Raw genomic sequence first — 11,863 nt, 5'->3', positions numbered from 1 at the left:
CCGGCCCGGTCACGCACACTGTCCGCCGCCGGCCGACGACGCACCGTTTGGAGATCGCGCGCGACCGGAAAAGGGGCACGGGGGTCGCCTTTATCGGAGAAACCACATGACGTTTTTCAAATCACCGGGCGTAGCGGCCCTCGCCTTCGTCGCCCTGGTGGTCGGCGCCCCGGCGAGCTATGGCTTCGAGCCCACCGGCAATCCCGTCGCGGACGCGCTGTTCGCGTCGCTTGAAGCCGGCGGCGCCAAGAGCATCGAAGCCGGCAGCGTTTCCGGCGACGAGAGCCAGACCGAGATCAGCGATCTGAAGGTCACCAGCAACAAGGCCGGCAGCAAGCAAGAGGTGAGCATAGGCAGCCTGGTCATCAAGGACGCGACCGTCGAGGACGGCAGCGTCAAGGCCGAGTCGATCGCCATGGACGACGTCGCCCTCAGCAAGGACGACGGCTCCAAGCTGACGATTGCCAACGGAATTACCGAAGGCGCCGTCATACCCAGCGCCGAGGCGGTGAAGGCCGCCGGTGACGAAGAACCGAACCCGAGCTTCGATCGCGTCCTCCTGGCGGATGCCAAGTTCACGACCGAGAACGGCGTCACCATCCCGGTCGGGGCGATCGAGGTCGAGGTCGGCGAGGAGATCGACGGCGTCCCGTCCTCCGGCTCCATGAAGGTTAGCGACATCGTCGTTTCCAAGGATGCCCTCGACGAGGAAGGCAAGAAGGCCTTCGACCGCTTCGGCTACGATACCGTCACCTTCTCGTTCAGTTCCGCCGGCGCCTATGACCCTGGTTCCGGCGAAGCGACGATCAAGGAGATCAAGGTTTCCGGCACGGATGTCGGCACGCTGACGATCACCGGCGGCTTCGGCGGCCTGACACCGGCGGTCCTGGCGCAGCTCAATTCCGGCGGCAACGCCCAGCAGCAGATGGGTGCCCTGCAGGCCGTCTCGGTGCAGAACCTCGCGATCCGCTTCGACGACGACAGCGTCACCAAGCGGGCGCTTGCGGCACAGGGCAAGGAAATGGGCGGCGCCAGCGCCGACGAGGTGGCCGAGCAACTGGCCGCCGGCCTGCCGATGATGCTGCGCTTCCTGCAGAACAAGCAATTCGAGGAACAGGTCGCTTCGGCGGCCGGCACCTTCCTGCGCCAGCAGGGCTCGATCCTGATCGAGGCAAAGCCGCCCCAGCCGGTCACCTTTGCGCAGATCTTCGGGCTGATGATGGCGCCGCAGGCGCTGCCGTCGGTGCTCGCCGTTGAGGTCAGCAACCCGTAAGGCCAAAACGAACAGAGACGGAGGCGCCGGTCACGACCCCGGCGCCTCCGCCCGCCGCCACGACCCGGAGGACGCGGCAACCCGAAGATCGAGCCGGCGCCTCCTTGACCTCTTCCTGGGGAGGATTGTTCAATGACCCGCACCGCGCGCCGTTTGTCGACCGGCCTTGTCGCCGTCGCCGCGCTTTCCTGGCCGATTGCCGCCGCAGCCGATCCGATCGGCATCGTCGAGGATTTCTTCTCCGAGGCGCGCATCGCCGGGGCCAAGACCGCCGATCACGGGCCCATCGACTACGATCCGGGCAGCGGTCTCGTCACCGTTCCGGACATCGTCATTTCCTGGCCGGTGTCGCTGCCGTTCGGCAAGGGCGGAGCGACCTTCGATATCGACATCGAGGCGCCGTCGGTGGAGATCCGGAACCTGCGCGAGGTCGAGGACGGGTTCAGGATGGACGCCTGGCACTATGCCGACGGCACCCGGATGAGCTTCCGTTTCGGCGTCGGCGACAAGCTGGCGCACGCCACCAGTACGCTGACCGGCGCCGATGCCGAGGACCTTTTCTGGCCCTACATGCCGAGCGTGCAGGTCGACAGCAACCGGCCCGTTTCCAGCTATTTCCCGTATCTGCGCTGGGTCAGCCGGTTCGAATACGGCCGGTCCGTCGCCGCCAAGCTGACGGTCACCCAGCAACAGCCCGATATGGCTCCGCAGGTGACGACCTACGAGGATATCGAGAGCTCCGGCATGAAGGACGGCCGGATCGCCTATGCCCGCATCGGACGCATGGTGTCCGTGACCACCCTGCCCAGGCCCACCAGTGCGCAACCCCACGACACGCCCGGCTTCGACCTTGAGCCGCCGAAGGAGATGCGCATCGAGACCGGCGCAATCACCTATCGTGGTCAGAACCTCAAGACGCCGATCGACCTGCTCGATCCGGAGAACTACCTCTTCGGCGAGACCGATCCGGACCTGAAGACCGTTCTCGACGAGTCCACCGTCGCCGACACGGTCGTCACGGTCGGCGACGACGTGACCTTCCGCATCTCGCGTCAGGCCTTCTACGGCATCAAGATGCGCCAGCCGGCGGAATCGCCGTTCGCCTTTTTCGACCGCGCCGTGCGCGGCGAGGAGCCGAACGAGGAGGAAGCGGCGGCCTTCGGCTTTGCGGTGCTCGGCTCGATCGGCATCGACCGCATGTCGATCGACGACATCCGCCTCAATGCCCCCGGCCAGGTGTCGGGGGGCGTGGAGCGCATCGCGCTGCGCGGCCTGACGCCCGACGGGCTCGAAGAATTCGCCGTCGAACGGGCAGAACTGGACGCCGGTGCCCAAGGCCGGATGGCCATGAAGAAGAGCTATCTGGAGGGCCTCGTCTTCCCGCGCGCCGCCGCAATCCAGCACCTGGTCGCAATCGGCGACAAGGGCAACCCGCCGGCCCGCGCCATCCTCGATGTGATCCCGATGCTGAGCACCGCCGGAATCGAGGACTTTTCCTTGGACGGTCCCGACGGCATGTCGGTGTCGCTTGAGCGCTACAAGACGGAAATGCGCGACCATATCGCGCCGATCCCGACGGACTGGCGCGAGCAGATCGTCAATTTCGTGCTGCCGGTTGCCGCCTTCCGCGACGAGCCGCAAACGCAGGAGCTGCTGCGCTCCATGGGGCTCGACCACATCCGCAGCAACGGCGACTTCCGCCTGCGCTGGGACGAGGCGAGCAAGGACCTCATCGTCGGGCCGATCATCCTGGACATGGACGGTATCGCCAGCGTGCGCATCGACGCCACCATCGGCGGCGTGCCGCGCTTCGTCTTCGAGGACCCCGAAAAAGCCCAGGCGGCGATGGCGACCCTTTCGGTTAGCGCGATCCGCTTCGAATTGCAGAACGAGCGGATGGTGCAGACCGCCCTTGCCAACTTCGCCGAGGAACAGGGCATCAGCCCGGTCGAGGCCCGCGACAGGATCATCGCCGAACTGGGCCAGAAGCTTGCGATGCTTCAGAACCCGGCGTTTTCGGAAGAGGTGATTGCGGCCGCGACCGACTTCCTCAACGATCCGCGCACGCTCACCGTCGTCGCAAAGCCGGACCAGCCGGTGCCGGCGAGCCAGATCCTCGGCATGGCGGCGATGGCCCCGGGAGCGCTGGTCAAGCTCCTCGGCGTCGGCGTTTCGACGGGCAACTAGGGGAAGCAACAAAAACCCGGCGCCAGTCGGCGCCGGGTTTTCGTTTCTTCGGCTATTTCTCGTCCGGCAGGTTGAGCCGGATGTGCAGCTCGCGAAGCTGGCGCGGCGAGACCGACGACGGTGCGCCCATCATCAGGTCCTCGGCCTGCTGGTTCATCGGGAACATGACGACTTCGCGCAGGTTCTCCTCGCCGCACAAAAGCATGACGATGCGGTCGATGCCCGGCGCGATGCCGCCATGCGGCGGGGCGCCGTATTCCAGCGCCCGCATCATGCCGCCGAACTTTTCCTCCAGCACCGCCTCGTCGTAGCCGGCAATGGAGAACGCCTTCTTCATGATCGCCGGCAGATGGTTCCGGATCGCACCGGACGACAGCTCGATGCCGTTGCAGACGATGTCGTACTGGTAGGCGAGCACGTCCTCGGCATTGGTGGTGCCGGCGATCACCGCGTCCAGCACCTCCTCGCCGCCCTGGGGCATGGAGAAGGGGTTGTGCGAGAAGTCGATCTTCTTCTCCTCCTCGTTCCACTCGAACATCGGGAAGTCGACGATCCAGCAGAATTCGAAGCGGTCCTCGTCGATCAGCTTCAGGTCGAAGCCGGCCTTCTGGCGGGCGGCACCGGCGAACGACGCGAACTTGGCCGGCACGCCGGCGACGAAGAAGACGGCATCGCCGTCCTTCAGGCCGAGCTGGGTACGGACCGCCTCGGTGCGCTCAGGCCCGATGTTCTTGGCGATCGGTCCGGCGCCCTCGCCGTCGCGGAAGAAGATGTAGCCAAGGCCCGGCTGGCCCTCGCCCTGCGCCCACGAATTCATGCGGTCGCAGAAGGCGCGGCTGCCGCCGCCCGGCGCCGGGATCGCCCAGACCTCGACCTTCTCGTCGGCCTCGATCATCTTGGCGAAGATCTTGAAGCCGGAGCCGCGGAAATGCTCCGTCACCGATTCCATGACGATGGGGTTGCGCAGGTCCGGCTTGTCGACGCCGTATTTGCGCATGGACTCCGCATAGGGGATGCGCGGGAAATTCTGGGTCACCTTCTTGCCGTCGGCGAACTCCTCGAAGACGCCGCGCAGCACGGGCTCGACGGCATTGAAGACGTCGTCCTGGGTGACGAAGCTCATCTCCACGTCGAGCTGGTAGAACTCGCCCGGCGAGCGGTCGGCGCGGGCGTCCTCGTCGCGAAAGCACGGCGCGATCTGGAAATAGCGGTCGAAGCCGGCGACCATGGTGAGCTGCTTGAACTGCTGCGGCGCCTGCGGCAGGGCGTAGAACTTGCCCGGATGGATGCGCGAGGGCACCAGGAAGTCGCGCGCGCCTTCCGGGCTGGAGGCCGTCAGGATCGGCGTCTGGAACTCGAAGAACCCGTCCTCCACCATGCGCCGGCGGATCGAGGAGATGATCGCGCTGCGCTTCATGATGTTGGCGTGGAGCGTTTCCCGGCGCAGGTCCAGGAACCGGTAGCGCAGGCGGATGTCTTCCGGATATTCCGGCTCGGCAAAGACCGGCAGCGGCAGCTCGCGCGAGGCGGACAGTACTTCGATGTCGCTCGCGAAGACCTCGACATGGCCGGTCGGCAGCTTTTCGTTGATGGTCTCGTCGGTGCGCGCCTTGACCTTGCCGTCGATGCGGATGACCCATTCGGAGCGGACCTTTTCCGCCGTCGAAAAGGCCGGCGAATCCGGATCGGCGACGACCTGGGTCAGGCCGTAATGGTCGCGCAGGTCGATGAACAGCAGGCCGCCATGGTCGCGCACGCGATGGACCCAGCCGGAAAGGCGGACGGCGGCGCCGACGTCGGACTGGCGCAATTGGCCACAGTGATGGCTTCGATAGGGATGCATGGGTCTTCCCGGGAACAGCTGTTGAGGCGGCCAGGCCGCAGTTGCCGCGACTGGCCGAAACGGCCGGCCGGCAAGGCGCGCCGACAGGGCCGCAAACCGGCGCCGAAAAGCGCATGGGCCATGTGATTTGTCAAGTCGCGCGCCCGGGCGCCGGCATTGCCGGGCATGGCCATGCTTTTAACGAAAATATGTCGCCTTTTGCCGAGCAGCACCGTTGTCGCTTGCTATCCCTTTGCGCCGCCGCGAAGGTTATCGGCGCGGCACTCCTGTCCACTGGCCCGTTCGATGAAGAACCTTTCCGCCCTCGTCCCACTCTTGACCGCTGCCGCCATCCTGCTCGCGGGCAACGGCATCCAGGGCACGCTGATCGCCCTTCGCGCGGTGGAGGAAGGGTTCCGCACGACCTCCGTCGGCCTCATCGGCACGGCCTATTTCGTCGGCTTCATCACCGCCTGCATCTACGCGCCACGCTTGGTCCAGGCCGTCGGCCATATCCGCGTCTTTTCCGCCCTTGCCGCAGTCGCCGCCGCCGGCACGCTGGTGCTGGTGCTGGCGCCGGACCCGGTGGTCTGGCTGGTCGTGCGCTTCATCATGGGGTTCTGCTTTTCCGGGCTCTTCACCGTCATCGAGAGCTGGCTCAGCCAGCGCGCGGACGACGCCAGCCGGGCAAGGCTCTTGGCCGTCTACCGCATCATCGACATGCTCGTCGTCACCGGCAGCCAGTTCCTGATCGGCGCCACCGGCGTTTCCGGCTTCGCGATCTTCGCCATCACCGCGATCCTCTTTGCGCTGTCGCTGGTGCCGGTCTCGCTCGGCGACCGCTCGCAGCCGAAGCCGCCGGAATCCTTTCGCTTCGACCTGCCGCTGATCTGGCGGCTGTCGCCGCTCGCCTGCAGCGTCTGCGTCACCATCGGGCTCACCAACGGCGCGTTCCGCCTGGTCGGCCCGCTCTATGCCCGCGACATCGGCCTCGACCTTTCCGGCATAGCCTTCTTCATGGCCGCCGGCATCTTCGGCGGCAGCGTCCTGCAATACCCGTTCGGCTGGGCCTCGGACCGTTTCGACCGGCGCTGGGCCATCCTCGTCGCCACGGCCGGCGCTACCGTTGCCGGCCTATATTTGACCGTCGTCGATGGCGATACGCCGCTGCGCGTCTATACCGGCGCCTTCTTCTTCGGCGCCTTTGCCATGCCGCTCTATTCGCTGGCCGTCGCCCACGCCAACGACCGGGCCTCGTTCGACGACTATATCCTCGTCTCCGCCGGCCTCACCTTCTTCTATTCGATCGGCGCTTCGGTCGGCCCGGCGGCAGCGTCCGCGATCATCGAGCGCTTCGGCGGACCGGCGTTCTTCACCTACACCAGCGTGCTGCACGGCTCGCTGATCGCCGTCGGCCTGATGCGGATGATATCGACCCCGCCTTCGCCGGCATCGCGGCGCGTGCGATTCGTTTCGCTGCTCAGGACATCGCCGTCGATGGTCCGGCTTGCCCGCCGGGCCGCCCGCAGGCGCCACTAACCGGGTTGCAGGCGCGGCGGGCGCGCCGATTCGGACAAAAACTGCGGCGTATAGCTGCGTGACTCAATCAGAGTGGCAGACAAGCGCCGCAGGCTGGGCTATAGCAACCTTATGGACATCGTCGTTACAACAAAAAAACTGGCGGAAAGCTGCCGCGAACTCGCCCGATCCGACTTCGTCACCGTCGACACGGAATTCCTTCGCGAAACCACTTTCTGGCCCAAGCTGTGCGTCATCCAGATGGCGAGTCCGGATCATGCCGTCCTCGTCGACGCACTTGCCCCCGATCTCGACCTGGAACCGTTCTTCGAGCTGATGCGCAACGATGCGGTGATGAAGGTCTTTCATGCCGCCCGCCAGGACATCGAGATCATCCACCATCTCGGCGGCTTCCTGCCGGATCCGGTGTTCGATACCCAGGTCGCGGCGATGGTGTGCGGCTTCGGCGACTCGATCAGCTACGACCAGCTCGTCAACAAGATCACCGGCGCCAGGATCGACAAGTCGCACCGCTTCACCGACTGGAGCCGGCGCCCGCTCAGCGAAAAGCAGCTCACCTACGCGCTTGCCGACGTCACCCATCTGCGCGACGTCTACCAGTTCCTGAAGGCCAATCTGGAAGAGCAGAACCGGGCCGACTGGGTGCGCGAGGAAATGCAGGTGCTGACCTCGGTCGGTACATACAACGTGCATCCGGAGGACGCCTGGAAGCGGCTGAAGATGCGCGTGCGCAAGCCGCGCGACCTGGCCGTCATGCAGGCGGTCGCGGCCTGGCGCGAGCTTGAGGCTCAAAAGCGCGACGTGCCGCGCAACCGCATCATCAAGGACGATGCGATCTACGAGATCGCCGCCCAGCACCCGACGACGCCGCAGGCGCTCGGGCAACTCCGGACGACGCCGAACGGCTTTGAGCGCTCGCGCGCGGCCGGCGGCATCCTGGAGGCGGTGAAGGCGGCGCACGCGATCCCGGACAAGGACCTGCCGGCGATCCCCAAGGGCAAGGCGACGCCGAACGGCTCAAGCGCCGCCGTCGATCTCCTGAAGGTGCTCCTGAAGCTGGTCAGCGAGGCGAACGGCGTTGCCGCCAAGATCATCGCCACGGTCGACGACCTGGAAAAGATCGCCGCCGACGACGACGCCGACGTTGCCGCCCTCAAGGGCTGGCGGCGCGAGCTCTTCGGCGAGACGGCGCTGGCGCTGAAGCAGGGCCAGATGGCGCTTGCCTTCGACGGCAAGCGGGTGATCGCGACCGAGCGCAACGGCAAGCGCATTCCGCGGGAAAAGCTCCGGGCGGGGAAATAGCGCCCGGGCCGCGCGCTCAGACGATCTCGACCTCGGTCGAAAGATCCATCAGCCGGCCGAGCTGGCTGAAGCGCTTGCGCAGCCGTTCGCCGTCGAGGTCGGCGAATTCCTTCGGCAGTTCCAGCACCAGATCGCCGTTGCGGCGGCGCACCGTCGTCTTCGGCATGACGCCGGGCATGGCGGCGGAAATCAGATAGGCGACGCGGAACGCCGAGCCGAGGATGCGCGCCCGCTCCATCAGCCGCGTCGTCGCCAGCTTACGGATCCAGGGCGACAATTCTTCCTCGATCAGCCCGACATGGCGGTAGAAATTGGCGAGCGCCAGATAGGCCCGGCCCGGATGGTCGATGCCGATGAAGGCGGCGTGGGCGATGATGTTGAGGCTCTGCTCGCCGCGATAGTCGGGATGGGCGCGCCAGCCGATGTCGGCCAGCAGGCAGGCGGCGGTCCGCAGCCGGCGTTCGTCGGCGCTCTCCTCCACCTCCAGCACCTCGAACAGCCGGCCCGTCCACTCGCCGAGTTCGCGGGCGTGTTTCGGCGAACGGGCGCGCAGGATCGCCAGTTCTTCGCTCGCCGCGATCAGCGGGTCGCGCGCCCGCTCCTTCTTCGAAAGCAGCTTGTAGAGATGGCCCTCGCGCACGCCGAGCGCGGACAGGACGACTTCCGTCGGCTGGGCGCGGCGGATGATCTGCTCCATCACCGCCGCGCCATAGGGCAGCAGCGCCCGGCGCGAGCGCGAGATGACGTCGATGTGCTCGAAACCGGAGAGGTCCTCGCGCGCCACCTTGCGGCAGAAGTCGAGGGCCTCGCCGGCGGGGATGGCGAAATGGTGCATCACCTTCAGCGGATAGCCGGTCTCGAACATGAACAGCCGGGCGAGCGAGCGCCAGGTGCCGCCGATGGCGTAGAAGGCGCGGCCGGCACCGCCGTCGAGCAGCGAGCAGCCGTCCAGCGTGTCGGCGGCGATCTTTTCCGCCTTGCGGACGGAATCCTCAGCCGCGTCCTGCAGGCGCAAGCCGCCAAGCGGATAGGTGCGGCCGTCGCCGATCTCCTCGCCGCGGATGTCGACGAGTTCCAGGCTGCCGCCGCCGAGATCGCCGGCAATGCCGTTGGCCCGCCAGATGCCGGAGATGATGCCGCAGGCCGACCGCTCCGCCTCGTCGCGGCCGGAGAGCACCTCGACCTTGGCGCCGGTGATCTTTTCCACCTCGCGGATGAAGTCCGGGCCGTTCTCGGCCTCCCGCGCGGCCGCCGTGGCGAGCACGTAGAGCGTTTCGGCGCCGGCCTGGGTGGCCAGGAACCGAAAGCGCTTCAGCGCGAACAGCGCCCGCTCGACGCTCTCGCCCGCCAGCCGGTTGGTGACGCCGACGCCGCGGCCGAGGCCGGCCAGCACCTTTTCGTTGAACAGCACCGTCGGCGAGCGGGTCAGGCGCTCATAGACCACCAACCGGACGGAATTGGAGCCGATATCGATGATGCCCACCGGCTCGGTATCGTGGAGCCGGCCCTGGGCCTGGGCGTGGTCTGGACTCAACTGGATGTCCGCTTCTTGCGTCGGGCGAACGGTTTCGGCGAATGCAGGGTGATCGCACTGCCGCGGCCCGACAGGGAGGGGTTGGTCATGAAATACTTGTGGGCGTTGAACGGTTCCACACCCTCGGCGCGCTCGATGCGCTGGTGGCCGCCGTCCGGCAGCAGCCACCAGCTCTGCTCGTTGTCGCGCAGATTGGCGCCCATGATCTGGTCGAGCACCTGCTCGTGCACCGTCGGATTGGTGATGGAGACCAGAACCTCCACACGCCGGTCGAGGTTGCGCGGCATCAGGTCGGCCGAGCCGATATAGACCAGCGACTCCTTCGACGGCAGGCCGTAGCCGGCGCCGAAGCAGTAAATGCGGCTGTGCTCCAGGAAGCGGCCGACGATGGACTTGACGCGGATGTTGTCCGACATGCCGGGAACGCCGGGCCTGAGGCAGCAGATGCCGCGCACGACGAGGTCGATCTCGACGCCGGCCGAACTCGCCTCATAGAGCTTGTCGATGATCTTCGGATCGACCAGCGAGTTGGTTTTGCCCCAGATCCTGGCCGGGCGGCCGGCCTTGGCGTGGGCGATCTCCGCGTCGATGCATTCGGTCAGCGTCTTGCGCATCAGCACCGGCGAGGCGGTCAGGCGGTCGAGCCGGTCCGGCATGGCGTAGCCGGTGATGAAGTTGAAGACCCGGGCGACGTCGCGGGCGGTCACCGCGTCGGCGGTGAAGAACGACAGGTCGGTGTAGATCTTGGCAGTGATCGGATGGTAGTTGCCGGTGCCGATGTGGCAGTAGGTGGCGAGCCGGCCGCTTTCCCGGCGCACCACCATGGAAAGCTTGGAGTGGGTCTTGTACTCCAGGAAGCCGTAAACGACCTGGGCGCCCGCCCGTTCCAGGTCGCGGGCCCATTTGATGTTGGCCTCCTCGTCGAACCGCGCCTTCAGCTCGACCACCGCCGTCACCGACTTGCCGGCCTCGGCCGCCTCGGCCAGCGCCTTGACGATCGGCGAGTCGTTCGACGTGCGGTAGAGCGTCTGCTTGATCGCCATGACGTCGGGGTCTTCGGCCGCCTGCTTCAGGAACTGGACGACCACGTCGAAGGATTCGTAGGGGTGATGGACGACGATGTCCTTCTGGCGGATGGCCGCGAAGCAGTCGCCGCCATGCTCGCGAATGCGCTCCGGGAAGCGCGCCGCGAAGGGCGTGAATTTCAGGTCCGGGCGGTCGACGTCGATCAGTTGGGAGATCTCGTTGAGGGCCAGCACGCCATTGACGTCGAAGATGTCTTCCGCCGTCACGTGGAGCGCCTGGGCGACGAAACCGCGAAGCCCCTCCGGCGTTGCCTGGTCGATCTCAAGCCGGATCACGGAGCCGCGTCGACGGCGCTTCAGCGCCGTCTCGAACAGCCGCACCAGATCCTCGGCCTCTTCGTCGATTTCCATTTCCGAATCGCGGATGACCCGGAACGAGCCCTTGCCGCGGACCTCGTAGCCGGGGAACAGGCGGGCGGTGAAGAGGCTGATCGCGGTCTCGCGCGACACGAACCGGATCGGGCCGCTGTCGTCGTTCTGTGGCAGGGAGATGAACCGGTCGAGCTTGTGGGGGATGCGCAGCAGCGCGATCATCCCTTCGCCGCCGCCGGTCGGCGACAGCTCCAGGATCAGCGAAAAGCCGAGATTGGGGATGAACGGAAACGGGTGCGCCGGATCGATGGCGAGCGGCGTCAGCACCGGGAAGATGCTGGTCAGGAAGCACTCGTCGAGCCAGTCGATGTCGGCATCGCTGAGGTCGGCCTCGTCGACGATGTCGATCCCGGCCTCGCCGATCTCGTGGCGCAGCACCGCCCAGCGCTCCTGCTGCTCGGTCTGCAGGCGCATCACCTCCTGGGTGATCAGGTTCAGCTGCTCGGTCGGCGTCAGGCCGTCGGCGCTGAGGGTCTCGATCTTCTCGCGCTGCTGGCCCTTGAGGCCGGCGAAGCGGACCATGAAGAATTCGTCGAGGTTGTTGGCCGAGATCGACAGGAACCGCAGCCGCTCCAGCAGCGGGTGGTTGGCGTTGTCGGACTCTTCCAGGACACGGCGGTTGAAGTGCAGCCAGGAGAGCTCGCGGTTGACGAACCGCTTTGGCGAGGTCTTCAGCGCCTCGGCGTCTTCGCGGGGCTGTTCCTCGTCAACGGACGCCGGCGGTGCTGTCTGGTCTAGGGCCATCGATC

The 11,863-nt window shown here is 66.5% G+C and carries 7 protein-coding genes; 4 read left to right on the top strand and 3 right to left on the bottom strand.

What is annotated here, in order from left to right; translation table 11 throughout:
* The first annotated feature begins 106 nt into the window (after positions 1–106).
* Both CH339_RS08420 and CH339_RS08415 read left to right on the top strand, forming a co-directional pair.
* Positions 107–1,273 carry an aq_1923 C-terminal domain gene (locus CH339_RS08420; protein WP_111433902.1) on the top strand — a complete coding sequence of 389 codons (1,167 nt, stop codon included), beginning with the start codon at positions 107–109 and terminating at the stop codon, positions 1,271–1,273.
* A gap of 132 nt (positions 1,274–1,405) precedes the next feature.
* Positions 1,406–3,460, top strand: a complete 2,055-nt coding sequence (locus CH339_RS08415; RefSeq protein WP_111433901.1) for an aq_1923 C-terminal domain — start codon at positions 1,406–1,408, stop codon at positions 3,458–3,460.
* 52 nt (positions 3,461–3,512) lie between these two features.
* Here CH339_RS08415 and aspS read toward each other — a convergent pair whose 3' ends face one another.
* Positions 3,513–5,303 carry an aspartate--tRNA ligase gene (aspS, locus tag CH339_RS08410; RefSeq protein WP_111433900.1) on the bottom strand — a complete coding sequence of 597 codons (1,791 nt, stop codon included), beginning with the start codon at positions 5,301–5,303 and terminating at the stop codon, positions 3,513–3,515.
* Between the two features lie 285 nt (positions 5,304–5,588).
* Here aspS and CH339_RS08405 point away from each other — a divergent pair, with 285 nt between their 5' ends.
* Both CH339_RS08405 and rnd read left to right on the top strand, forming a co-directional pair.
* Entirely contained in the window at positions 5,589–6,821 is a 1,233-nt protein-coding gene (locus CH339_RS08405) for an MFS transporter (RefSeq protein WP_111433899.1), read from the top strand.
* Positions 6,822–6,932: 111 nt separating this feature from the next.
* Positions 6,933–8,123: a ribonuclease D gene (gene rnd / locus CH339_RS08400; protein ID WP_111433950.1), complete on the top strand. Its 1,191-nt coding sequence runs from the start codon at positions 6,933–6,935 to the stop codon at positions 8,121–8,123.
* A gap of 16 nt (positions 8,124–8,139) precedes the next feature.
* Here the strand turns inward: rnd and CH339_RS08395 are convergent, their stop codons facing one another.
* Together CH339_RS08395 and CH339_RS08390 are read right to left on the bottom strand one after the other, a co-directional pair.
* Positions 8,140–9,657 (bottom strand): Ppx/GppA family phosphatase, encoded by a 1,518-nt coding sequence (locus CH339_RS08395; RefSeq protein ID WP_111433898.1) that lies wholly within the window; start codon positions 9,655–9,657, stop codon positions 8,140–8,142.
* Positions 9,654–11,858 (bottom strand): RNA degradosome polyphosphate kinase, encoded by a 2,205-nt coding sequence (locus tag CH339_RS08390; protein ID WP_111433897.1) that lies wholly within the window; start codon positions 11,856–11,858, stop codon positions 9,654–9,656. Before CH339_RS08390 ends, CH339_RS08395 begins: the two co-directional genes overlap by 4 nt.
* Positions 11,859–11,863: the final 5 nt, after the last annotated feature.

The organism is Rhodobium orientis (assembly GCF_003258835.1).
Taxonomy (GTDB): domain Bacteria; phylum Pseudomonadota; class Alphaproteobacteria; order Rhizobiales; family Rhodobiaceae; genus Rhodobium; species Rhodobium orientis.
The sequence above is the reverse complement of the archived record's forward strand: the minus strand, read 5'-3'. Positions and strand labels throughout refer to the sequence as shown.